The sequence below is a fragment of the Salmonirosea aquatica genome (genome assembly GCF_009296315.1).
Classification (GTDB): domain Bacteria; phylum Bacteroidota; class Bacteroidia; order Cytophagales; family Spirosomataceae; genus Salmonirosea; species Salmonirosea aquatica.
The window spans coordinates 5802445-5825286 of the sequence record NZ_WHLY01000002.1; the positions used below are offsets into that span (position 1 = coordinate 5802445).

The 22842-nt window shown below is 46.9% G+C and carries 23 protein-coding genes; 14 read left to right on the top strand and 9 right to left on the bottom strand.

The features are described 5' to 3' along the window. Nucleotides 1-3 precede the first annotated feature (3 nt). The 4 genes from GBK04_RS24970 to GBK04_RS24985 all read left to right on the top strand — a co-directional run bounded on the left by GBK04_RS24970 (nucleotide 4) and on the right by GBK04_RS24985 (nucleotide 5934). Entirely contained in the window at nucleotides 4-1569 is a 1566-nt protein-coding gene (locus tag GBK04_RS24970; RefSeq protein WP_152764455.1) for an MFS transporter, read from the top strand. A 252-nt stretch (nucleotides 1570-1821) separates the two neighbouring features. Continuing rightward, nucleotides 1822-4047 carry a bifunctional alpha,alpha-trehalose-phosphate synthase (UDP-forming)/trehalose-phosphatase gene (locus GBK04_RS24975; protein ID WP_152764457.1) on the top strand — a complete coding sequence of 742 codons (2226 nt, stop codon included), beginning with the start codon at nucleotides 1822-1824 and terminating at the stop codon, nucleotides 4045-4047. Nucleotides 4048-4053: 6 nt separating this feature from the next. Then, nucleotides 4054-4881: an N-acetylmuramoyl-L-alanine amidase-like domain-containing protein gene (locus GBK04_RS24980; protein ID WP_152764459.1), complete on the top strand. Its 828-nt coding sequence runs from the start codon at nucleotides 4054-4056 to the stop codon at nucleotides 4879-4881. A 3-nt stretch (nucleotides 4882-4884) separates the two neighbouring features. Next, nucleotides 4885-5934 (top strand): mechanosensitive ion channel family protein, encoded by a 1050-nt coding sequence (locus GBK04_RS24985; RefSeq protein WP_152764461.1) that lies wholly within the window; start codon nucleotides 4885-4887, stop codon nucleotides 5932-5934. Between the two features lie 540 nt (nucleotides 5935-6474). On the opposite strand, the gene GBK04_RS24990 is transcribed toward GBK04_RS24985, so the two are convergent. After that, complete coding sequence (locus tag GBK04_RS24990) at nucleotides 6475-7035, bottom strand: DinB family protein (protein WP_152764463.1); 561 nt, start codon at nucleotides 7033-7035, stop codon at nucleotides 6475-6477. A gap of 387 nt (nucleotides 7036-7422) precedes the next feature. On the opposite strand from GBK04_RS24990, the gene GBK04_RS24995 reads away from it, so the two are divergent. Next, a complete protein-coding gene (locus GBK04_RS24995; protein WP_373331325.1) occupies nucleotides 7423-10488 on the top strand; it encodes a WD40/YVTN/BNR-like repeat-containing protein in 3066 nt (1021 codons plus the stop codon). 76 nt (nucleotides 10489-10564) lie between these two features. Continuing rightward, nucleotides 10565-11116, top strand: a complete 552-nt coding sequence (locus GBK04_RS25000; protein ID WP_152764465.1) for a DUF6580 family putative transport protein — start codon at nucleotides 10565-10567, stop codon at nucleotides 11114-11116. A 62-nt stretch (nucleotides 11117-11178) separates the two neighbouring features. Here the strand turns inward: GBK04_RS25000 and GBK04_RS25005 are convergent, their stop codons facing one another. From GBK04_RS25005 to GBK04_RS25015, 3 genes are read right to left on the bottom strand one after another with little or no spacing between them, the layout of a single operon-like run. Next, nucleotides 11179-11610 (bottom strand): PPC domain-containing DNA-binding protein, encoded by a 432-nt coding sequence (locus GBK04_RS25005; protein WP_152764467.1) that lies wholly within the window; start codon nucleotides 11608-11610, stop codon nucleotides 11179-11181. Between the two features lie 31 nt (nucleotides 11611-11641). Then, the gene (locus GBK04_RS25010; protein ID WP_152764469.1) at nucleotides 11642-12016 is read right to left on the bottom strand and encodes a hypothetical protein; all 375 of its coding nucleotides are present in this window, start codon (nucleotides 12014-12016) and stop codon (nucleotides 11642-11644) included. A 60-nt stretch (nucleotides 12017-12076) separates the two neighbouring features. After that, nucleotides 12077-12979, bottom strand: coding sequence for a histone deacetylase family protein (locus GBK04_RS25015; protein WP_152764471.1), 903 nt, complete (start codon nucleotides 12977-12979; stop codon nucleotides 12077-12079). Nucleotides 12980-13223: 244 nt separating this feature from the next. Here GBK04_RS25015 and GBK04_RS25020 point away from each other — a divergent pair, with 244 nt between their 5' ends. Genes GBK04_RS25020 through GBK04_RS25030 form a run of 3 tightly spaced genes read left to right on the top strand, consistent with a single transcriptional unit; the run spans nucleotide 13224 to nucleotide 16745 of the window. After that, nucleotides 13224-13856: a DUF4136 domain-containing protein gene (locus GBK04_RS25020; RefSeq protein WP_152764473.1), complete on the top strand. Its 633-nt coding sequence runs from the start codon at nucleotides 13224-13226 to the stop codon at nucleotides 13854-13856. A gap of 59 nt (nucleotides 13857-13915) precedes the next feature. After that, on the top strand, nucleotides 13916-14572 hold the full coding sequence (locus tag GBK04_RS25025) for an opacity family porin (protein ID WP_152764475.1): 657 nt from the start codon (nucleotides 13916-13918) through the stop codon (nucleotides 14570-14572). A gap of 22 nt (nucleotides 14573-14594) precedes the next feature. Then, on the top strand, nucleotides 14595-16745 hold the full coding sequence (locus tag GBK04_RS25030; protein ID WP_373331326.1) for a hypothetical protein: 2151 nt from the start codon (nucleotides 14595-14597) through the stop codon (nucleotides 16743-16745). A gap of 23 nt (nucleotides 16746-16768) precedes the next feature. On the opposite strand, the gene GBK04_RS25035 is transcribed toward GBK04_RS25030, so the two are convergent. The 5 genes from GBK04_RS25035 to GBK04_RS25055 form a co-directional block, all read right to left on the bottom strand. Further along, nucleotides 16769-17284, bottom strand: a complete 516-nt coding sequence (locus GBK04_RS25035; protein ID WP_152764477.1) for a glycosyl-4,4'-diaponeurosporenoate acyltransferase CrtO family protein — start codon at nucleotides 17282-17284, stop codon at nucleotides 16769-16771. A 326-nt stretch (nucleotides 17285-17610) separates the two neighbouring features. Further along, on the bottom strand, nucleotides 17611-18735 hold the full coding sequence (locus GBK04_RS25040) for a DUF262 domain-containing protein (protein WP_152764479.1): 1125 nt from the start codon (nucleotides 18733-18735) through the stop codon (nucleotides 17611-17613). A gap of 12 nt (nucleotides 18736-18747) precedes the next feature. Beyond that, the gene (locus GBK04_RS25045) at nucleotides 18748-19542 is read right to left on the bottom strand and encodes an FRG domain-containing protein (RefSeq protein WP_152764481.1); all 795 of its coding nucleotides are present in this window, start codon (nucleotides 19540-19542) and stop codon (nucleotides 18748-18750) included. A gap of 17 nt (nucleotides 19543-19559) precedes the next feature. Next, nucleotides 19560-20450, bottom strand: coding sequence for a DNA adenine methylase (locus GBK04_RS25050; protein WP_152764483.1), 891 nt, complete (start codon nucleotides 20448-20450; stop codon nucleotides 19560-19562). A gap of 214 nt (nucleotides 20451-20664) precedes the next feature. Continuing rightward, on the bottom strand, nucleotides 20665-21009 hold the full coding sequence (locus GBK04_RS25055; RefSeq protein WP_152764485.1) for a helix-turn-helix domain-containing protein: 345 nt from the start codon (nucleotides 21007-21009) through the stop codon (nucleotides 20665-20667). A 95-nt stretch (nucleotides 21010-21104) separates the two neighbouring features. Between GBK04_RS25055 and GBK04_RS25060 the strand changes: the two genes are divergently transcribed. The 5 genes from GBK04_RS25060 to GBK04_RS25080 all read left to right on the top strand — a co-directional run bounded on the left by GBK04_RS25060 (nucleotide 21105) and on the right by GBK04_RS25080 (nucleotide 22723). After that, complete coding sequence (locus GBK04_RS25060) at nucleotides 21105-21380, top strand: hypothetical protein (RefSeq protein ID WP_152764487.1); 276 nt, start codon at nucleotides 21105-21107, stop codon at nucleotides 21378-21380. Nucleotides 21381-21383: 3 nt separating this feature from the next. Continuing rightward, a complete protein-coding gene (locus tag GBK04_RS25065) occupies nucleotides 21384-21719 on the top strand; it encodes a helix-turn-helix domain-containing protein (RefSeq protein ID WP_152764489.1) in 336 nt (111 codons plus the stop codon). Nucleotides 21720-21901: 182 nt separating this feature from the next. Beyond that, nucleotides 21902-22210 carry a hypothetical protein gene (locus tag GBK04_RS25070; RefSeq protein WP_152764491.1) on the top strand — a complete coding sequence of 103 codons (309 nt, stop codon included), beginning with the start codon at nucleotides 21902-21904 and terminating at the stop codon, nucleotides 22208-22210. After that, nucleotides 22203-22466, top strand: a complete 264-nt coding sequence (locus tag GBK04_RS25075) for a hypothetical protein (RefSeq protein WP_152764493.1) — start codon at nucleotides 22203-22205, stop codon at nucleotides 22464-22466. Before GBK04_RS25070 ends, GBK04_RS25075 begins: the two co-directional genes overlap by 8 nt. A 5-nt stretch (nucleotides 22467-22471) precedes the next feature. Beyond that, nucleotides 22472-22723 carry a hypothetical protein gene (locus tag GBK04_RS25080; protein WP_152764495.1) on the top strand — a complete coding sequence of 84 codons (252 nt, stop codon included), beginning with the start codon at nucleotides 22472-22474 and terminating at the stop codon, nucleotides 22721-22723. Nucleotides 22724-22842 lie beyond the last annotated feature (119 nt).

A 22842-nucleotide genomic window follows, 5' to 3' on the forward strand; every position in this document is an offset into this window, starting at 1 on the left:
CTCATGGCACAAGCTGTACCTGTATCCTCCGTAGTATCCCGTCCCAAACCCCAACTGAGTTTCTGGGAAATATGGAACATGAGTTTTGGATTCCTGGGTATCCAGTTTGGGTTTGCCTTACAGAATGCCAACGTCAGCCGCATATTCGAGACCCTCGGTGCCAATGTGGACGATATTCCCATTCTGTGGGTAGCGGCTCCGCTGACGGGCCTGATCATCCAGCCCATTATCGGCTATTTCAGCGACCGTACCTGGACCCGGCTGGGGCGACGGCGCCCCTACTTTCTGGTCGGAGCCATTCTGGCGTCATTGGCCCTGTTCGTAATGCCCAACTCACCTACCCTGTGGTTTGCGGCCGGAATGCTCTGGATCATGGATGCATCCATCAATATTTCCATGGAGCCTTTTCGGGCTTTTGTGGGCGACAACCTACCTTCGGCTCAGCGTACGTCGGGTTTTGCAATGCAGAGCTTTTTCATTGGAACCGGGGCGATCATTGCTTCCTCGCTACCCTACATTATGACCAACTGGTTCGGGGTACCCAACCAGGCCGCGGAGGGCATTATCCCCAATTCGGTCAAATGGTCGTTCTATCTGGGTGGAGCGGTGTTTCTGGCGGCGGTGGTATGGACGGTTTTGCGATCTAATGAATATTCACCTGAGGAACTGCGGGCTTATGCAGATCACGAAGAAGTTGAGTCAGTCACCTCTTCTATCGCCACGCCTTCCGAAGCCTACCAGCGTAGGGGTCAGGGGCAAATCCTGCGAGGTGTTATCGTATCAGGATTAGGGCTTTTATTGTCTTGGTGGTTATTAACCCAAGACTTGAACAAAGAACTTTACGTGTTTTCAGTAGGAATGGTACTGATCGGTATCCTGATTATGATCAGCGGGTTATTGCAGAAATCAGGTTCTTATCTGAATGGATTCGTGACCATCATGAACGATTTTGAAAGCATGCCGGCTACCATGAAACAATTGGCTGTAGTTCAGTTCTTTTCTTGGTTTGCCCTGTTTGCCATGTGGATTTACATGACTCCCGCCGTGACCAGTCACCTGTATGGTACCACGGATACTACCTCCAAATTATACAACGACGGTGCCGACTGGGTAGGACTATGTATGGGAATTTATAACGGCGTGGCGGCGGTGGTGGCCTTTGGCATCCCGGTGGTTGCCCGATACACAAGCCGCCGGGTCACCCATCTCATTTGCCTGTCAGCGGGTGGGCTTGCGCTACTTTCTATTTATTTCATGACTGATCCTAACCTTTTGATGCTTTCGATGGTAGGTATCGGCATTGCCTGGGCTTCGATCCTGTCGGTACCTTACGCCATGCTGGCGGGCTCGTTACCGGCCGGTAAAATGGGTTATTACATGGGGGTTTTTAATTTTTTCATTGTGATTCCCCAAATCGTTGCGGCCGCCCTTCTGGGTTTTATGGTTAAATTTTTCTTCGGTGGTGAGTCCGTTCATGCATTGGTATTAGGAGGAGCTTCTATGATTTTAGCGGGCCTGTTATGCCTGCGGGTCCATGATCGGGACGATACCCCGAAGGGTGGGTTTTAGCACATTTTGCGGCGCCGGGTCTCACATGTATGGCCAGTGATTAGGAAGGGAAGGGTACCTCTCCTTTTTTATTTTTAGGGTAACTTTCTGGACAATTTCGGTAAAAGGAGGGAGTTTTCAGGTAAATTAGTTACCTTAGAAGTGTGTCGTATACCACCATCCGGCACGAAAATTTAACGCATTCGTTACGTTTATGAAAGATTAGGTTTCTCCTGATCGGGATCAAACATTCACACTCGGAACGAATTCCCTATGAAAAAACTACCTACCCGAAAAAAAGGACGACTGATTATTGTAGCCTATCGCCTGCCCTTCAAAATACTAAAAAACGAACAGGGTACCTCCCTGTTCCAAAATTCCGGGGGACTGGTTTCTGCGGTTTTGTCTCTGGCCCAGGGGCGTGAAAACGCCAGCTTCGAATTTGAAGACAAGATTCAGTGGATTGGCTATACCGACAATACACCAGAGGAATTGGCCGGGGTTACCCTGGAAAATGAAAATTTTCGCGCCCATCCGGTCTTTATTTCTCAGGAACTCAACGACAACTACTACGAGGGCTTCTGTAATGACCTCATCTGGCCCTTATTTCATTATTTCCCCTCACTGGCCAAATTTGAAACTGAATTTTTTGAAGCCTATCAGGAAGCCAATCTGCTCTTTTACGAGACCATGAAAGACATCATTCAACCCGATGATGTCATCTGGATTCATGATTATCAGCTCATGATGCTGCCTGACCTGATCCGTCAGAGTTTTCCTGCCAACAAAATCGGCTTCTTTTTTCATATTCCTTTTCCCTCCTTCGAGATTTTCCGCTTACTGCCTACCACCTGGCGCGATGCAATCATTGATGGCATGTTGGGTGCGGATGTTGTGGGTTTTCATACCAACGACTACGTCGAGTATTTCCTGAAAGCTGTACGCATGGTGATCGGGCAGGGAAATCGTATGCATTATGTCAATCTAAACAGTCGATTGGTCAAGGTGGATGCTTTTCCTATCAGTATCGATTACAACAAATTCAACGATGCCTATGATGATGAAAAAGTAGTCAAGGAAAGGAAAGCAGCCCGGGCTCCGCTGAAGAAGAAAATCATTTTCTCGGTAGACCGGCTCGACTATTCTAAAGGGCTTCTTAACCGTTTGAAAGGTTACGAACGTTTTTTGGAGCAACACGACGAATGGCACGAAAAGGTTTCCTTTATAATGATGGTGGTACCTTCCCGGGATCAGATCGAGCAGTACCAGAACATGAAATCGGAGATCGACCAAACGGTAGGTAGGATCAGTGCCAAGTATGGTAGGATTCACTGGCAGCCCATTATTTATCAATACCGTTCGATGCCTTTTGAAGAATTGGTCGGCATGTATACCGCGAGTGATGTCGCCCTGATCACCCCGGTGCGGGATGGGATGAATCTTGTGTGTAAAGAGTACGTAGCCAGCCGAAAAGACGAACTAGGGGTACTCATTCTGAGTGAGATGGCCGGAGCTGCCGCCGAGCTTGGCGAAGCCCTGATCATTAATCCCACCGATAGCCAGGACATTGCTGACGCCATATTGAAAGCACTTGAAATGCCCGCCAAAGAACAACGCAAGCGAATGAAAGCCATGCGCCACCGCTTGCGTGAATACGATGTATTTGCATGGACTAACGATTTTTTTACCCAAATGCTCATGATAGAACAAGAACACGACCGCCTAAGCCACGAATATCTGTCCGAAGATGATATCCAGGAAATCAACGAAAAGTACACAACTGCCAAAAGGAGAATTTTTTTCTTCGACTACGATGGTACCCTGGTTCCTATAGTCCGAAATCCCTCAGAAGCCATCGTGACCGAGGAAGTGAAGGCAATTATCGCTGAACTGGCGCATCGTGACACCGTAGTAATTATTAGCGGCCGTGACAGGACATTTCTGGAAAGTGTACTGGGCGACCTACCCGTTCATCTGGTAGCCGAACACGGCGCATTGATCCGGACCCACGGTAAAAGCGAATGGGTGCTTAACCCCGCCTATCAGGAAGACTGGAAGGATGATATCCGCTCGATCATCGACCTGTATGTTAAGCGGTGTCCGGGGGCTTTTGTGGAGGAAAAAGAAACCTCTCTGGCCTGGCACTACCGCACCGCCGATGACCAGGAGTATGCCCTCCGCCGTGCGCAGGAGCTGGCATGGCAGCTTAAAAGCTTCATCCAACCCGAGATGCATCTGCAAATCATCGAGGGTAATATGGTCATTGAAGTTAAGAAAACGGCATTCAATAAAGGTACCTCCGCCCAGTCATTTGTTGACTTGGACGACTATGATTTTATTCTGGCCATGGGCGATGACACAACCGACGAGGATATGTTTGAGACGTTGCCCGATACAGCTTTCACCATCAAGGTAGGTGACGCCCTCTCGATCGCTAAAAAACACATTAAAAATCAGCATGCGGTCATGGAGTTGCTCAGTACCTTTACGCTTTCGTAATTTCAAATGAGCCGTTTGTTTCTGTGGATAAGTATTGCCGCCTTGACTTTGACGGGTTTTATTTCCCGGGTTGATGATCCCAAGGCGGTTTTCGGAGCCAAAATGAAGAAAGTCGATTCAGGTACCCTACCTGAATTGACGCTTCGTATGGCCGAAACCTTTATAGGTACCCCTTATGTAGCCCACACGTTGGAGGGGAACGCAAATGAGCAATTGGTGTGCCGTTTTGATGCGTTGGACTGTACTACCCTCGTAGATGTGGCCGTTTCCCTTGCCTTGGCCCGTCAGAAAGATCTCTCCTACGACCAGTTTTTGACCGAACTCACTAAGCTCCGGTATGTAAACGGAACCATTGCTGGCTATCCCTCCCGGCAACATTATTTTCTATCTTGGCGCAATGACAACCAGCAACGCGGTCTTCTGAACGATATTACGGACACTCTGGGAGGAATACCGTACACCAAGGAGATAAATTTCATGTCGGCTCATGCCGGTCTCTACCAGGGCATCACCTCCGATGAAGTATTAGGAGAAATCAGGCAAAATGAATTACGACTCAACGATGGGCACTACTCCTACATTCCCAAGTCCTCGGTACCGAGCATAGAGAATCGCCTGGCCGACGGCGACATCATTGGGATCACATCTACGGTGCCGGGATTGGACTGCAATCATCAGGGCATTGTCAAACGAATCAAAGACCGGGCCTACCTCGTTCATGCCTCTACAACTGCCCAACGTGTAATCACAAGTGCCGAGCCGTTGGCTGACTACCTCAATTCGGTAAAGCGCCATAGCGGCATTATCGTACTTCGCCTCAACGATCGTTTTTGAGCTATGAAAATCCAGTACTGGCAAATACTTGCCCTTGCTCTGGTTGCGGGTGTCCTAACGGGCTGGGTTATCATCCGGTTACTGCGCTACCTTTCCAGTCGGAATGACAGGCAAGTATTCAGAACCATTTATTCCAGCATCACCCATGTGCTGTACTTCTTTTTCCCGGCCCTTTTTCTCACTCTGGTAGCAAACAACCGGTTTATTCGAGCCAGGGAAAGTGTGCTGGTGTACAGCCTGAGTAAAGTTCTGTTGATCGCGATAAGTACCTGGCTGACCATTCGCATCATAACCATTTTTGAGCGACTGATCCTGAATCAACTCGATTTAAACAAAACAAACAATCTTCAGGAACGGAAACTTTTCACAAAAGTGAAGTTTATCAAGCGGCTCGTCGTCATTGCCGTCCTGATCGTATCCGTTTCATTATTGCTATTAAGCTTCCGCCAGGGACGGGAGTTTGGCCTCGGGATACTTACCTCCGCCGGAATCGTCAGTGTAATTGTCGGTTTTGCCGCCCAAAAAACCATTGCCAATTTGCTAGCCGGTATTCAGATTGCCTTCACTCAACCCATCAAAATCGAGGATGTGGTCATTGTAGAAAATGAATGGGGGCGTATTGAAGAAATTAATTTGACGTATGTGGTTGTGAAGCTCTGGGATTTACGACGGATGATACTACCCATCACCTACTTCGTGGAAAACTCGTACCAAAACTGGACTCGGAATGATTCAAGCATTATTGGGTCTGCCCTTTTTTCACTCGACTTTCACGCCCCCGTTGATAAGCTTCGTTCCGCTTTTAAGACCATCCTAGACGAGAGTTCCCTTTGGGATGGTGAGACTGCCGCCCTTCAGGTGACTGATACCCGTGATCAATATATGGTGGTGCGGACTATCATGTCGGCGCATAATGCCTCTGATGCCTTTGATCTACGCTGCGAAGTCCGGGAAAAGTTAATCGAGTATATTCGAAAAGAAGCACCTGAAGCTTTACCAAAATACCCGTTGGAAAATATAAAAAGTGGCCTTGCAGACGCAAGGCCACTTTAACCACTATTAACACAACTCAACTAAATCTTATTAGAGCTAACAGTTCCTCTTTCCCTGCTGACATTTTGGGAGTCGCTGCTTGTTCTTTCATTGGATCACCCCAAGCCTTTTCCTCAGTTTAAGTACGCTCTAACAAATTATTTTCTCTCTCACCTGCAATCGTCACAGGGCAATCTGGATTTTTAGTCACACGATTCATTAACTTCTCCGTGTACGTCCTACTCCATTCGCATCAGTATCAGGCAATTAAATCTAACCCACTGAATTTGTACGTTTTCCTTTACAAAACACACACTGCTGCGTTAAAGTCAGATTAAGTGGGGATTAAAATAGGATTAAAATAATAAGGGAAGATTAGCAGAGGAATACGGAGAAGTGTACTTTTAAATGCATGCCCATACAAAAAAGCCATCCGAAATTTCGAATGGCTTTCCGACATATATCCACACCATTAAAAGCACAACCCTAGCAGGTTGAACTTTATCTTTAATGCAATTTAATATCTTTTCTGATCAGAAATACAAGGAAGGGTAGTAAATATTAATTGTATTGCTCAAAATTTTCTCCAAAAGTACCACTATCTTCCAAATCTTCCAAATTATCGTCTTGAAATGCGCTGGAACTTAACCCTTTTTTAATAAGCGCGATTTGACCCGCATGATACAAGTCATGGTTTATCAGGCCGTGCAATAGGGTATAATACGAATAATCGCGCCCCGGCACAATTTGATCCAGAAATGCATCACTGTCCCGCTTCTCTAGTTCGCTTATCAATTCCTCCTGGGACAAACTTAGCTCCATTTGCAGGGTTTCCCATTCAAACTCATCAACTAATGCAAATGTTTTCCAGTTTTTTTCTTTGGTTTTAATATCAAAGCTGGCATCGCCCTGTAGCTTTCGGACTGCAAAAATCCGCCAGGTGGTCATATGGAAAACGAGTTCGGCAATTGTATGGGTTGAGGGGCTGATCCTTTTATCGGCCAGTTTGGGTGAAACACCTCTAAGTACCTCTACCACTGATGGGCCATGCCAGGCTTGCTCACTTTCATAGGTATCATTCAAGAGGTCAATGATTCTCAGTAGTTCTTCTTTTGTTTCCATGTGGTGATGCGTAGAGTTGCAAATATCTTGAATTAATAAAAAATATACCAGAATAATTCACCGGTCATTAAAATAATTGAACAAAATATGCTAACGGCTTACCTTACACGCAAAGACTTGAATGGATGGGCTAGTTGCGGTGGATGATAATACTTGGTTGTCTTGGTAACTATTTCTATTTTTAGCACGCTTTCATTTCTTAACCAACCTAATCGTTATGCAGCATCGGTACCTTCGCGCCGGAAAAATGAGCTTTTTCCTCATTTTAGGAGCCCTTTATGTGCTGGGCTCAAGTCCCTCACATGCACAGAAAAAAGAAAAAAAAACCAGTACGTCTTCCGAACGGCCCTCCCCTACCTTTGAAAATAGCCTTTTGAAAGGCTTGCGGTGGCGCAATATCGGTCCCTTCAGGGGGGGCGATCCATTGCCGTGAGCGGGGTCAAAGGCCAACCCCACACCTACTATTTTGGCGCTATGGGCGGCGGTGTCTGGAAAAGTCTGGATGGAGGCAATAACTGGTTTTCAAGTTCGGATTCCACTTTTAAAGCCAGTTCGGTCGGGGCCATTGCCGTGTCCTCCTCCAATCCCAATATCGTTTTTGCGGGCACGGGCGAAACCGATATTCGGGGCAACATTTCATACGGTGACGGCCTGTACAAATCAACCGATGCCGGCAAAACCTGGAAACACATCGGTTTGGTCAAGGCCAGTGCCATTGGAGCCATTCAGATTCATCCCGACAACCCCGATCTGGTGTATGTAGCCGCCATGGGTAACATTTTTGGTCCCAATCTCGAGCGGGGCGTTTATAAATCAACGAACGGGGGGGGAACCTGGAAACTGGTACTGGCCAAGAATGACAGCACAGGCGCCGTCGATGTCAAGCTCGATCCCAATAACGCGAATGTGTTGTACGCGGCTATGTGGCAGGCCTATCGCAATCATTTTTCGATGAGCAGTGGAGGTACCGGCAGCGGACTCTACAAATCAACGGATGGGGGCGAAACCTGGAAAGACATTTCTAAAAACCCCGGTATGCCCAAGGGTCTCTTAGGAAAAATCGGTATTTCGGTATCGCCCGTCAATTCCGATCGGTTGTATGCCATGATCGAAAATCAACAAAAGGGAGGTCTCTACACCTCGGATGACGCCGGCGCTACCTGGAAACTGGTCAATGAAGAGGCTTTTTTGAAACAACGACCCTGGTACTATATGAATCTGGCCGCCGATCCAAAAAATGAGAATGGCCTCATCGTACTCAACGTAAATGCGTGGAAGTCTTTTGATGGCGGCAAGACTTTCAAGGAAATAGAAGTTCACCATGGGGACACCCACGACATCTGGATCAATCCCGACAACAGCGACAATTTTATTATCGGCGATGACGGGGGCGGCGAAGTCACCTTTAACGGGGGGGGTACCTTTACCGAACTGGACTTTCCCACGGCCCAATTTTACCATGTCCATACCGACAACGAATTCCCTTACAACATATACGGAGCCCAGCAGGACAACAGTACGGTCCGCATTCCCAGCCGTACCTCCGGTTATTCCATCACCGACAAAGACTGGTGGCCGGTAGCGGGCGGCGAATCGGGTTATGTGGTGGAAGATCCCCTCAATCCGGACATCACCTATGGAGGTAGCTATGATGGGTACCTAAGTATCTATAACAAGAAAACGGAAGAAGAACAGCTGATCAATGTGTACCCCGAATTCTACATGGGTCATGGGTCGGATTCCCGCGAGTACCGCTTTCAATGGACCTACCCGATCATGTTTTCCCCTCACGATCCCAACGCCCTATACGTAACTTCCCAGTATGTTCATAAGTCCATGGATCGCGGGCACAGTTGGGAGAAAATCAGTCCCGATCTTACCCGACACGATTCTACCACGATGGGAGCCAGTGGCGGCCCCATCAGTAAAGACAATACGGGTGTTGAAACCTACGCGACGATCTTTGCCTTTGCTGAATCACCGCTCGAAAAAGGTGTTTTTTATGCCGCCTCCGACGATGGGCTTATACACATCAGTAGAGATAATGGCAAGAACTGGGAAAACATCACGCCAAAATCTTCTCTGTTGCCCGAGTTTGCGCTGATGAGCATTGTCGAGGTTTCGCCACACGATCCGGCTACGGTCTATCTGGCCGCTACCCGCTACAAGCTGAACGATTTCAAACCCTACCTCCTGAAATCCACCGATTATGGAAAAACCTGGAAATCGATCACCAACGGTATTCCCAGCGACCAATTCACGCGGGTAATCCGGGAAGATCCTACCCGGAAAGACCTGTTGTATGCGGGTACCGAACAGGGGGTTTGGACCTCCTTCAACGGGGGGAATTCCTGGCAACCGCTACAATTGAACCTACCCACTACGCCGATTCACGACCTGGTGATACAAAAGCGGGAAAATGATCTGGTGGTAGCTACCCATGGACGGTCGTTCTGGATTTTGGACGATATCACCCCACTTTACCAACTGAATGACGAAGTAGCTCAGGCCGACGAACACCTTTTCAAGCCCGGCCATGCCTATCGTATGAGCGGGGGGGTACGCAAAGAGGAAGTTCCGACGGCGGGAGAAAATGCGGCAAATGGCGTAGTAGTTCGCTACTACTTTAAGAAAACGCCGCCTGACGAGCTTAAAATGCACTTTCTGACGATGGATGGCGATACCGTGATAAGCTATTCGAGCCGGACCGATAAAAAAGGCAAGCCCCTGAAAATTGCTAAGGAGTTTTATACCGACGAAACGGTTTCCCGGCCGGGTACGCTTCCCGCCCTTTCGGGTACAAACGTATTCGTGTGGGATATGCGCTATGCCGATGCCACGGCCGTAGACGGTACCAATATCATGTGGTCGGGCTCCGTGGTGGGCCCCAAAGCGGTGCCAGGTACCTATCAGGTACACCTGTATCACGGCGACAAGCTGGTGGGCAAACAGGAATTCCAAATAGTAAAAGATCCGCGTGTCAAAACGTCTGATGCCGAATTCCGCGAGCAGTTTGACCTTGCTATGAAAATTAACGACAAACTTTCCGAGACCCACAAAGGAATCAACAAGCTGCGGAGTATCCGCAAGCAGGTAGATGCCCACATTGCTTCGGTCAAGGATTCTACGGAAAGCAAACGATTGAAAGAACTGGCCAAGCCTATGTTGGAGGGTCTCGATACGATTGAGAATGCACTCATGCAACCGAAATCAAAAGCCGGTCAGGATGCCCTCAATTTTCCGATCCAGCTCAACGACAAGCTGGCGGGGGTAAAAACGGTAGTTCTTTCTGGGGAGACTCGGCCTACGAAATCGTCGTACACGGCATTCGAGGACTTGTCGAAGCGAATCGATGTGCATCTAAACCAATTATCCGAAATTATCAATCGGGATGTTCCGGCCTTTAACCAGGCCGCCCGCCAGTCGGAAATCAAGGCCATCATCATCAATTAGCACTCTGGGGTTATTTTGCTGCAAGAAGACAGTATTGTATATTTGCCCCAGGAAAACCAAATCAGTTCAGTACGCTATGAAAATTGACAACCTCCGAATTGCAACGCTATCATCCATCATATTGGCCGCCGCTTTGAGCCGGCTGGTGCCCCACCCGTTCAATTTCACACCGATTGGAGCCATTGCTCTATTTGGGGGCGCTCATTTTTCTCGTAAGTACCTGGCATTTCTGGTGCCGTTGTCAGCCATGCTAATCAGTGATTTGATCATTGGTTTTCATGATTCCATGTGGGCGGTTTACCTGGCATTTATCCTGACTGTCGGGATTGGAATGGGCGTTTTGCAGAAAATCACCGTAGGAAGGGTCTTTGGTAGTGCCCTTCTTTCTTCCGTTTTGTTTTTTCTTATTACCAACTTCGCGGTGTGGTACGGGGCATCGGGTTTTTATCCGCAGACCCTTGCCGGACTCGGTGCCTGCTATGTGGCGGCCCTGCAGTTCTACCAGCAGGACGTATTCGGTAACCTTTTTCTGAATACGGTTATGGGAGACCTCTTTTTCTCAGCCGTACTTTTTGGCACTTATGAACTGGTCAAACGGAAGGTACCTGCCTTTTCGATGGCTGGCTAGGAATACCACCTTTTCTCAAAAAGCAAAGCGGCGATCCGAATAAGGATCGCCGCTTTGCTTTTTTACGGTTTTTTGGGATAAATCGTAAGCTCGTTATGGCCACTTTGTGAGTCAGGCTCCCGTTTGTAAACTACCTCGGGCAATACGCCCAAAACAAGTTCTGCGGTGGTATAAACCTTACAACCTTCCAGCAAATGCCCTCCCGTAGTATAGCCGCTAGAATCCGAAACTGAAATATGGATATGCGAACCATTTATGGATAAGGTACCTACGAGGGAAACAATTTCGAAGAATCCACGGTACGTTTGTCCCTGCTCTTGATTGGCCAGCCGGATTTCGGCATGGGTAAGACTTCCGACGCAGGTCAACACAAAGCCCGCCTCCACCGCATACTCTTTAGCAAATTTTTCCAGATCGGCTTTCAAATCTTTTCCAGGCCCAAGTCGAAGGGAATGGATCATCAGATGCGAAGTGGGAACTGGCAATTGAAGCATAAGTTCGGGATGAATAATTTGAAAGATAGGGTTATCCCAACTCCACTCTTCTTTGAAGCATGCGGGTAGACACGCTTACAGCTGGAGAAAACCCTCGCTGAATCCGCATATTATGATCAAAGAATTCAAGGGCTCGCTGGATGCGTCGGTTTTGGACCGCTGAAAAATAGGGTTTCCCCTTTTTATAGTTCACCAGTCTGACATCCAGTTTGTAAATGGTACCTTCGGGAAACTGGCCGATGTACTTGTGCTGGCAACGGATCTTGAAATCACCAGGTACCCGCTGCCCATTCAGGGTCGTCAGGGTAGGTTTACGGGTGCGTGGGTCAAGGGTCATTTTGGCAAAAATATCCAGAAACAAGCCTTTATTCAGTTCCGGAAACAGTTCTACCAGGGATAGTTGCATGGGTAAAAAAGGGTTTTCAGGGCAAAATTTAAACTTTTTTTCCCATAACCCGCACCTTTTCTAAAAAAACATCGCCTGGGCCAGCCTGAAAGTATTACAATGGGCTTCGACCACATCGGCCAGCCTCACGGAGTACCCCCCGCCCATGGTTACCACCAGGGGTACCTGTGCCTGTCGGCATTGCTCCAGTACCAGCCTATCGCGTTCCCGGCAACCCTCGCGCGAAACGGCCAGGTGTCCCAGTTTATCGGTTTCCAGAATATCTACCCCCGCCACAAAAAAAGCAAAATCGGGTTGATGGCTTCTAAACAGGGCAGGGAGTGTTTCGGCCACTAGGGCCAGGTACTTCTCATCCGGGGTACCTGTTGGCAATGGAATATCGAGATCGGAAGTTTCTTTCCGAAGGGGATAATTGTCACGCCCATGCATCGAAAATGTAAAAACCCGGGGTTCGCGCTGAAACATCACGGCGGTACCATTGCCCTGGTGCACATCCAGGTCGATGATCAGAATCCGCCGGGCGAGCCGCTGGGTTAGCAAATAATGAGCTGCAATACCTACGTCGTTCAGTAGACAGAAACCCTCTCCCCTGTCGGGGTAGGCGTGGTGGGTACCTCCTGCCACGTTCAGCGCAATGCCTTGCGCAAGCGCATGATGGCAGCATTCGATTGTACCCTGGGCAATGAATGTTTCCCGGTATACAAGTTCGGCACTCAGGGGAAAGCCGATGCTGCGTACCATACGCGGGGAAAGGTTTAGCGTTTTGAGGTTTTTCCAATAAGTCTCGTCGTGTACGCCTACGATCCATTGTTCGTCCAATGGGCCTGGTTCAAAGAAATTATCTTCGGTACAGGTACCTTCCCGTACCAGCTGTTCGGGAATCAACTCGTACTTGAGCATAGGAAACCGATGACCTTCGGGCAATGGATGGGCGTACCAGGTACCATAGGCAATTTTTAACATGAGGCACTTTTATTTCATCTTTTCTTCCAACCATTCCCGGCCAGAATGAATCAATCCTAAAGCAACCCAACGTTACACCGCATGAAATTGTTTACCAGGCATTCAGTGTTACAATGTAACAACACGACTTTGTTCCTTTCAGGTGAAATAGAACTACCCTACTCTGGGTACAGCTACGGGCTTGTGTAAAATGTTTTTAGGTAAAAAATCGTTAACGTAGTACATATCCAATAATAAACAATCAATGAAATACCGTAAAATATTCGCGTTAGCCAGCTTGATTGGCTTTTTGACCGCCTGTAACAATGATCCGCTGAAAGATCTTTCGGTGGAAGATTCGCAGGTATTTATCACCAACCACGACGAATCCGTCAATTTCAAACAATTCAAAACCTTCAGTATCCTCGATTCGGTGCTGGTAGTGGGCAACCAGGGCAATGGGGCCTCCCTAACCGACCTTGACATCCAGTTCCTGACCAGTGTGGCCCGTAGCATGGAAAATCTGGGCTATACGTATGTAAGCCCGAAGGATAATCCTGATGTGGGTATCAATGTAGCCCAGGTGCGCAATGCTTATCTTAATGTGGTATCCCAACCTTTGTCGCCCTACGCCGGTAGCTATTGGGGCGGCGGGTACGGCTACGGATATGGTTCGGGCTATGGGTACGGTTATCCGTCTACTTATAGCTACTACCAAACCCAGGAAAATTACTGGTACATGGAAATGCTGGATTTCAAAAATCCGGATGATCAAAACAAAAAATTGAATGTGATCTGGAATGCTGAAATTCGGGGCAGTGGCCTCTTTGATGCAGAGTACATCGATGGCGTGATTCAGTCCGTTTTCAACCAATCCCAGTATCTCAAAATCAATTAAGCCGGGGCTCTACTGAATCCTCCGATGCTAATTCACTTATTTACAGACTAAAAAGTTTCATGAAATTCCTGATAAATTCATTGGTTCTTCTTGGCGTAAGCCTGAGCGCTATAGCCCAGCAACAACCGCAACTTTATAATCTTCCCACTCCTTTTGAACGCTACTCCCACTACCATCTGACCGTACGGGGTGGGGCGGCGATTCCCATGGGTCCATTTTCTGACGCTTATATTGATAAATCCACGATTAAGAATTATTCGCTGGCCCTTGATTGGATCTTCCAGAAACCAGTTTCGATTGGGGTGGAGGTCGGCAAGACCTTCTTTTCCCAGAAAATGCCGCGGGCTTTATATAATCTGGGCGGGCAGGAAGTATCGGCCGTTCAGACCAGAACCCTGGACATGATGCCCATTCAGGGTGTAGCGAGTTACTACTTTGCGGGTACAAATGCTCCCATCCGTCCCTACGTTCAATTAGCCGCCGGGGCCAATTTGCTGGATTACACGCTTTATTACGGCAATTTGGCCAATCAGCAACAATCGGTAAAACTTACTTACGGAGCAGCGGCCGGGGCAAAATTTCTTTTCAAAAAAGATGGTAATTTCGGGGCGGATGTACGGGTAAAGTACAATCAGACCTCCCTGAACTACGATTACGTGGATAAAGGCGTAAGTCAACTCAATGCCACTGTAGGCTTATTTTACCGTTGGTGGTAAGGGCTTCGCATGTTCCCTCCTAATGTCGTATAAATTGCTCAGGTACCCTTATTCTCTTATCATATTCGCGTTTGCGCTGTTGGCGGCTACGGGTACCTGGGCTTGGAAGAGGTTTGGACCCACTACCTCAGTTGCTTACATCGGCCAATCGGAAGCCTTCCCGGAGGTCCGCATGCTAGCCAATAATCCGGCTTGCAATCTTACCATCCGGCATTACAAACAGATCGGGCGCGAAATGCAATTCGAGTTGTACGCCGCCCAGGGGGGACTTGCCCCGTATACCGTTGAGATCACGCAAAAAGGGCAAAAATTCCAGTTCAGGAAGGTACCTCACCGGGCGGGCATCTGGCTTACGCTACCTGATCTCCGGTTGTCCGATGGACCGGCTACCATCCGGATCGTCAGTGAAAACAGTTCGGAATGTGTAGCCTCCGCTGAATTTGATTTTAATGCCCAAAAAGCCCGGGAGATTCTATCTCATGCGCTTTGGATTAGGCAGGGTAGTGAGGACCTCATGTTGGACGTGCGACCTGTGGAAGAAAATGGCAAACTTTATTTGAAGGATTTCGCCAACTACCAGGACGGGCGCAACCGGGTGTATCTGATTGATAATATCATTGTAGACGGGCTCGAGAACGGTCTGGAAATAAAGCCGGGCTACCTGTATTCTGTGATCGCCTGCTGGATCGATGCGCCCTACCAGGAATGGTGGAACAAGCTGCGGAATCGTACCATACGTCAACAAAATGTCTGGATCGATAAGTTACCTAACCAAAAACATACCGCTTCGACCCTTACTCCCGTTCCTATTCCTGACTGGTTTGGACTTTCTCGTACTTTTAACGTTCAGTTCGACACCCAATTTCCCAAATTCGAACCTATACCAGGAAAACTGGTAATGCAGTACCGGCTGAATGCCGGGGTACCCCCCAGCAACTATTTCGAGCGGGGGGTTACGCATCTCCCGCGTTGGGAGGAAACCGTACCGCCCCAGAAAACCCACTGGACCGAACCACCCGGTTATTTTAAAGATAAGAATGAGGCTTGGTTTTCGGGGCTTTCGCGGGCTGAGGTAGAAAAATTGGCTGATGGCGTGTACCCTTCGGGGGTGTACGCTTATGATTTCGAGTTCTGGAACCGCGACTATTCGCCCGCCATCCGGGAACGTCTGGTCTGGTTTTCCAAACGGCTTAAAGAACGGGTACCTTCCATGCAGATTTTCGATTACTGGGGCGGGGCCGCTTATCACAACCCCAGTTTCTTCGATAAGCTCAGCACCGGACTTTCTTCTTTCAGTGCAGAGTACCAGAATCCTACCCCTACCTATCATAATTTTGAACCCTTGTCCAGCGGGGAGCGTCTTTCCGACTATCTTTCGATTTCACCCGTCGACGTCTATCCCAAAAGTTTTTTCAGCGGCGATCCGGAAGGTATTACGCCTAATAATTACCTCCTGCTCTCGGCCATCCATACCGCCCGCATCAACCGCCTGTTTCCTTCCCAAAAAAATAACAAAACCATTTGGTTCGCCTGGAATCGGTACATGCCCTTATTTGATGATCCCTCAGTACCCTGGAATGTAAAAACCTCCGCTCCTGCTGGTGAGATTCAGTTTGATCAGCTGGTGACAATGCCTGCCAGCCAGGCGTTGGCCATGTCCCTTTTCTCACTGATCGAGTCGGATGGGTATTATTTATGGCACGACAGCCAGGCATGGGGCGCTGGGGTAAACAACTATCAGCTCAATGCCCAAAAACCCGAAGGGTACCAGTGGTATCCGGCCGATGGCAAGGCAAGCGTGACGAACTTGCGCCGCAGTCCGGGACCGGAAGCACCCCGCTACTGGGACTACCCCACCGAGTTTTATGCTCTGGGCAACTGGATGGCCAAGCAGGTTGAAGACGTACTGGTGGGTGGAAAAAAACAGGACCTGGCTTATAAAGTAGGCGGTACCTGGCACAAACCAACCGTTGACCAGGCCGTGGTTTCGGCCAAACTACGGCATCCTTTTGTATTTTCAGTGGTAAAAAATGGTTCGATTGTCGTGTTGGCGGTGGATTCATTCCAAAAGCCGAACGCTACAAAACAACTTTCGATCCGTTTACCCAATGGTACTGAAACTCAAATCCAATTATACGGCAACTGGCCTTCCCTGTACCGGGGTACCCTCTGACGTACCTTCCCTATTTCAGATAATTACCTACCTGTTTGTCCTATATTGCGAAGCCTTACCTTATTGTATTGTTGGAGCAGGATCGGAAGTAGGTTATAAACTGCATTCGCAAGGAACACCAGAACAGCCAGTAGATAAAACTGATCAAGCAGAGCGAGTAAACAGGTCAGAGAAGAAAAGACGAACCCAATACAATGGAACCGCTCATATAGTGCGATTGTCTTGTGGTAACCCCTGAAGAAATCCCTCTTCCAGCCAGTTCGTCCATCTGCCGACGTTATCCGATTGACGACACCGCCGTTTTGCGTGAAATTTCCTATCGTTTTTATCCCTATTTTTTCATAGAATTTCCGCCGGGGACTCAATTGAAATTTACCGTAAAAACCATCGGGCAAAAAACCAAAAATCATACTTAAGGTGAGACAACCCAATACGATATATAAACTTTTCTCTGATTTCACCCAGTATATCACTAGGGGAGCAACGCCGATGGCCGTCCATAATACATTGATGAGCTGATTCAGGATTGTCTTTTTCAAGGGTCTGGTCCGATTGCTCTTGAGAAGGTACCTCCTAGGTTCTCAAGCCAAATTCTCAATTAAATCGGAAAATAAAAAATCCTCTGTAAACTAATAGTTTACAGAGGATTAAAATTTGTCGGCTGTGACCCATAGGGTATTCCCATAGATTCATCCTATCGCATTCACTTTCAATCTATTACCTCAGCTCTATAAGTATGTCTCAGGAACATCCCAGCCACATATCCTCCTCTTTACATCGGTATTGGTAGTAGGTTGGTACAGTTGATCAGTTGTTTTGAAGGTTGACAGTGGCTATATATGCAAATTCCTGAAATAGGCATTATCTAAACATCAAATTGCAGAGTCCCCCTTTGTTTAAAAATTTCAAAATATTTTGTTAACAAAGTAACCATACCTTCAATACTGACTTTATCGTCAGGAGATCTTATGAACGTATTATAACTTAAAAAATCCTCTTTCAAAATTTCGTCGTTAAACATAGTCTGACCAACTCCCCTACTTCGTAAAACTTTTTTTACATAAGACCTTTCTTTCTCAAAGGCTATTAGAAAAGAGTGTAAAAGTTCTATGTTTTCCGGAGCAAAGAATTCTTTAATAAATAAATAATAAGCAGAAAATTGAGTTGGAGACTTTAATAAAGGATCATTTTTTTCAAAGACTAGATTAAGTTTATTAAGGTTTGCATTCGCACGTTCCACAAAGAGATCAAAATAAGACTCATCGGTTTTTATATTACGGTTTACCACCGCATCTAAATCCTGCTTTTTAATAGAAACAGCTTTCCCTCCACTCAGTTCGATTGATAGAATCTTAGCTGCTGCATTTAAATCTTGCCCTCTATCATTATAATTCTTATTATTAATAACAAAACGGGCACTTTCTTGTAAAAAAGGATGAATTGCAATTTTGCGAATAACAATTGGCACAGGCCCTGGCAAAGCATTACGCCGCTCGGCACCTGAAATAGATAAATTAATGTTTAAGCGAATAAACATTTCAAAAATATCTTCTGGACGGTCAGATTGTACCCCCATTACAGTAGGTATATAATTCTCGAACCGCTTAACTAAAAAAGGATAGGTATTTAATAGCTTATCAAAATCAAAATTTTTGGCATCAATAATTTGATCTTCGTAATAAATAGGTGTAGCATCCAAAACAAACTGATTTTCCATAAATCCAAATATGGTGCTAAGTCTCTGTTTACCATCAATCACAGCATACTGTTTTTTATTTTCATTTAACGAATTGCTACCTCCGCTAAAGTCTGCTAAATAAATTTTAGGAAAGTCATAATTATTTAAAATGGTGTTTATAAAAAGCTGCTTCATTTGCAGACGCCATATATCCGTTTTACGTTGATATGTAGGATCAAAATCAATTCGATCCCGTAAGAAGTACCAACGTTCAATTGTATATAGATTTTCAATTTGCTTAACTTGTAGCATAAGCGTGATTAACTAAACTTTAAATTTAAACGCTCGTTTGATTTCTTTTGCCAAACCTTCCAAGTCTGGGAAGATAACTGAATCTGTTATACCAATCCGAGATAAAGATGACATCATGGAGCCGATGTGTGTTGTAGGAATGATAATCTTCTTAAGACAATCAGGAGGATACATGTCTCGAACGTAAACATCTTCCATAGCAATCATCTCTTTCCCAAATAGGACAAAAGCACCTTTTTGGGCTACTATTCGTACACTATTGTAATTTCCATAAACTGCAACTGACTGCTTTCGTATGCGAGTAATATTGGATTTAGTATTCACATAACCACTCATTAACGGATCATCAGGATCAACAACGGTTGTAATCGAAATATCTTCTAATGATTTGGTATTCCAATGTTCTGGAACCATCTCCCAGACGATCACATCATTTGTAAAATTGCCATGCGTATCAGTAGCTGCCCCAGATAAGGCAAAATACAACGCAACAAATGGATTTTCTGTCCAATCTAAGAGACGTGTGGGTACACCAAAGTGTTGCATTAAAAAGAAGAAGTCCCAATCATCAGTCGTTGTTCTAGTTATGTAGGGTAAACTACGTTGTTTGAATCGTTTCAAAATCTCATTTTCCTGATTTATGAGATCAATTGAATCGGTAATAGTAGGATGCCTATAGAGGGTAGGTAAAAGCTTATAATTTATGTTGGAAGCTCCTCGATACCAAATGATATTATTGACAGTTGACGTATTTTCGACTTCAACCATGAATTCACCAAGTGAAGTTACAGTAATTTCTGGTACCATCTATTTTTGTTTGATAATCAATTTAATAAGACGAAATTATTAGGCACTAACTGATCTTTGGCAATTGGAGGAATGATAAGAGTATCCGAAAAAATCATTAGTTCGGAGCCAATACGTTTGCTTTGTAAACTATATCGAAGGTTAAAGGAGGCCATTCTGAATGGCTGATAGATGTCTCTTATTTCATCAGCGTTGTCGTACGATATAAGCCAATTTATATCCGGATGAAGTTGAATTAAATTTGCTAATAATAAGTGTCCATCAGTTGAATAATTATTTAAATAAAGCATTTTACCTTTGTTAAAGTAAGGAGGGTCTAGATAAAAAAATGCACTATTGTAATCAGTCAACTGAGAAAAGTCTTGAATGAAACTTTCTGCCGTCTCATTGTGAATTTGGATAGCGCTCTCTAGCTCGGCAATGGCAGCTATACGATTTATAAGGGTGTTCTTATAAAAGCGAGCGTCAATTAAGTAATTGCCAACCTGTTGATATCCACCAATCGGTCCTGACTTATGTAGGATACCTGAACGACTGGTTCTATTCAGGTAAAAAGTGGCAAATCCTATTTCAAATATATTTGAAGTAGGGGTTGCATTATCATAAATATCCTTATAATGTTTCCATTCAGGAATAGTTAGGGCGCAATTCTCAATTTGCTGAATAAACTGGTCAGTTTTATTCAAAATTGAATGCCAAAAAGCGTAAATTCGGTAGTCAGCATCATTAATGACAATTTGATTAACTATGCGATTATCTAATAGATAAAGCGCCGCACCTGCCCCCCCACAGTATAATTCATAGTATGTCCCTCCTTGAAGATCATTTGCTAAGATGACATCCGCCAAGAATTTACCCAATGCACTTTTGCCACCTGGATACCGGAGCGGGCTCAGAAGATTTTTCAATTGCTATGATCTTTGAATAATTATATGTAGTTGTGCAGTTTAACATTCATTCCTGCCCCTACTACTTGGGCGAATGGGCAACACGCGGTCATAGGGTAAAGAATAAGTAAAACTTGTTTCATTGGATTGGTTTAGAATTGTTATAGCACTATTCTTCTAATAAATGGTATAGTTCTTTTAAAGCACATGTTCTTAGTTGTGCCTTATAAAAAGGTCAATGATCATTTTGGAGCCGTTTTACCTGCATCTGCGCTGCTTCCTTTTCTTCCACGGCCTTATCCAGCGCCAGCCGCTGTAATTTCAGCAGCTCATCCTTCGATATAGTCACGTATTCATTTGAAGCAGCTGACAATACAGGTTCTTCTCCAATCAGGTAAGCTACGGTGGTATTAAGGATCTTAGCCAACTTCTTCAAATCACTAAGCGTCGGCTCATTTTTATCATTCTCCCAACTGGAAATCGTCTGTTTACTGGATTTCCCCATCATCGTGGCCATCTCATCCTGCGTGTAGCCAGATTTCTCCCTACAATGTTTGATACGCTTACCCGTGCTGTCCATTTATTTTATAATAAAGTATCGAAATAAATTGACTTGTATCATTTATATCAATACTTTTGTTCAGTTCATTTGTTACACGGCACAAATTACATAACATGAGCGAATCATCAAATAGAAATGATCAAACGGTTCCTACCATTAAGGAACGGCTCATTGAGCGGCTCAAACGGGCCAAGGAGAAAGCCCCGAGCGATTGGAAAAAAGCTCTGGCGGATCATGATCCCTACTTCGATTCATACGGAGGTTCGAAATGCATGGACGCCGCCGCCAATGCTATATCGAACGGTCGCCGGGCCAATATCGACCGGATCGCCCGGGTTACGATTGCGCTAGAAGAAATTGTCGGTATTGAACCCACGCCAATCATCTAGCTTATGAGCACTCCCACCACCATCCAGCTCTCACTCCCCCAGGAACAGCTCGACCTTCTGGAAGATGTCCGCACCCTTACCCAAAGGCAGCTCGAATTTCTGAACCGTACGGTCTGGCTGACGGAGTCTGAAGCTGCTGAGCGGTTGAAGATATCCGTTTCCACCCTGCGCAATTGGCGGGCCGAGGGCTGGATCCGCTACTTCGCAGAGGGAAATAGCATCCGCTATCGCCTGGACTACCTCGATGACGACTTCGAAGCCCGCTCGCTCGTCAAAGCGCCCCTACGGGTGTTGGCCACGGCCGCTTCTCGTTCCAAACCCAAGCGCCACCTAGCTTAGCCATGCTATACACACACGCTCCCATACTATACACACATACGAGCTTTCACCTCTAAAACCTCGTTTCAGTATGATCTACATCGCTCTTTACCTGACCTTATTTTTGGCGTTGGTCTGGTGGGGACGTTGCATTGCGATCGGCTTGCAGCGGGGTAATGTTCAACCCCCAAGTCCCAACTCTCATGAGTAATGCATCTGCGCGGATCTTCCGACCTGCCACCCTACCCCCGCCGCCTACAGCCAACTTCATGTGGCTCCTGGCTGAGCTCAACGAGAGCTCCGACAGCTACCGTATCCTAAGCATCGAGGAGCTGAATCCCGCCGAAGAGTTCCTATCGGAGATGGAACGGCTGCATTCCCTGCCCAAAACCTGGTACCAGAAACCCCGCGCTGAGCGCCTGGCCTCGATTGCCAGCTACCTGGCCGAAGTAGACCGGCTGAAACGCAAAAGCGGGCGTGGCCACACCCTGAAAGGAGGCAGCCATGACTAGGAACTACATCTGGAAGGAATCGGAACTGGATCAGCGCAGCCACAACCTGTGGGAGAGGATCGAGTATGACAATGCCGATGGTATGCCCATGAAGCAGGACACCCGCCTGGCCACGATTAACCCGGAAGGGCTCGGGTGGGATGCGATCATCTGGCGGCCCGAGGGTGATGTTTTACTGCCCGGATTCGCCTTCCTGGGCACGGCCATGGCGGCCGTCACTGACTATCTGACTGCTCATGAAACCATCCAAGCTTAACTACTATGAAGCACGAAAGCAGAACAATCGGCCAAAGCCGCACCTGGGCTTACGAGTTGTGCGGGCGCTTAGAGCGCGAATTAGGTGGGCGCTTGGAGCGTCCGGCGCGCTGGTACGAATACTGGCACGGGGCCATCGAAACTAGCCGGGGGTGGCCCTTCTGGCGGGTGTACGGCGAGTGGCGCTGTTGCCACCGCGGCCTGCACCGCCGTCTGGAGGAAGCCCGGAGGATTTTCCTGGATGAGTCAGGACAGTGAAAAAAGGATATAAAGATAATGCAAGGGGCATCCTGCTTACTCAGGGTGCGCGCGGTGGCCGCAGGACGGTGTCCCTCCTGGCTTGAGGAACCAGGAGGGGGTTGGGGTTCGATCCCCCG

Bases quoted from the DNA above. Each gene is read 5' to 3' on its own strand.
- GBK04_RS25040 (WP_152764479.1), bottom strand. From the start codon at position 18,735: ATGCTACAAGTTAAGCAAATTGAAAATCTATATACAATTGAACGTTGG.
- GBK04_RS24970 (WP_152764455.1), top strand. From the start codon at position 4: ATGGCACAAGCTGTACCTGTATCCTCCGTAGTATCCCGTCCCAAACCC.
- GBK04_RS25075 (WP_152764493.1), top strand. From the start codon at position 22,203: ATGACTAGGAACTACATCTGGAAGGAATCGGAACTGGATCAGCGCAGC.
- GBK04_RS25030 (WP_373331326.1), top strand. From the start codon at position 14,595: ATGTCGTATAAATTGCTCAGGTACCCTTATTCTCTTATCATATTCGCG.
- GBK04_RS25055 (WP_152764485.1), bottom strand. From the start codon at position 21,009: ATGGACAGCACGGGTAAGCGTATCAAACATTGTAGGGAGAAATCTGGC.
- GBK04_RS25015 (WP_152764471.1), bottom strand. From the start codon at position 12,979: ATGTTAAAAATTGCCTATGGTACCTGGTACGCCCATCCATTGCCCGAA.
- GBK04_RS24990 (WP_152764463.1), bottom strand. From the start codon at position 7,035: ATGGAAACAAAAGAAGAACTACTGAGAATCATTGACCTCTTGAATGAT.
- GBK04_RS25020 (WP_152764473.1), top strand. From the start codon at position 13,224: ATGAAATACCGTAAAATATTCGCGTTAGCCAGCTTGATTGGCTTTTTG.
- GBK04_RS24985 (WP_152764461.1), top strand. From the start codon at position 4,885: ATGAAAATCCAGTACTGGCAAATACTTGCCCTTGCTCTGGTTGCGGGT.
- GBK04_RS25080 (WP_152764495.1), top strand. From the start codon at position 22,472: ATGAAGCACGAAAGCAGAACAATCGGCCAAAGCCGCACCTGGGCTTAC.
- GBK04_RS25045 (WP_152764481.1), bottom strand. From the start codon at position 19,542: ATGGTACCAGAAATTACTGTAACTTCACTTGGTGAATTCATGGTTGAA.
- GBK04_RS25000 (WP_152764465.1), top strand. From the start codon at position 10,565: ATGAAAATTGACAACCTCCGAATTGCAACGCTATCATCCATCATATTG.
- GBK04_RS24980 (WP_152764459.1), top strand. From the start codon at position 4,054: ATGAGCCGTTTGTTTCTGTGGATAAGTATTGCCGCCTTGACTTTGACG.
- GBK04_RS25070 (WP_152764491.1), top strand. From the start codon at position 21,902: ATGAGTAATGCATCTGCGCGGATCTTCCGACCTGCCACCCTACCCCCG.
- GBK04_RS25060 (WP_152764487.1), top strand. From the start codon at position 21,105: ATGAGCGAATCATCAAATAGAAATGATCAAACGGTTCCTACCATTAAG.
- GBK04_RS25065 (WP_152764489.1), top strand. From the start codon at position 21,384: ATGAGCACTCCCACCACCATCCAGCTCTCACTCCCCCAGGAACAGCTC.
- GBK04_RS25005 (WP_152764467.1), bottom strand. From the start codon at position 11,610: ATGCTTCAATTGCCAGTTCCCACTTCGCATCTGATGATCCATTCCCTT.
- GBK04_RS24975 (WP_152764457.1), top strand. From the start codon at position 1,822: ATGAAAAAACTACCTACCCGAAAAAAAGGACGACTGATTATTGTAGCC.
- GBK04_RS25010 (WP_152764469.1), bottom strand. From the start codon at position 12,016: ATGCAACTATCCCTGGTAGAACTGTTTCCGGAACTGAATAAAGGCTTG.
- GBK04_RS25025 (WP_152764475.1), top strand. From the start codon at position 13,916: ATGAAATTCCTGATAAATTCATTGGTTCTTCTTGGCGTAAGCCTGAGC.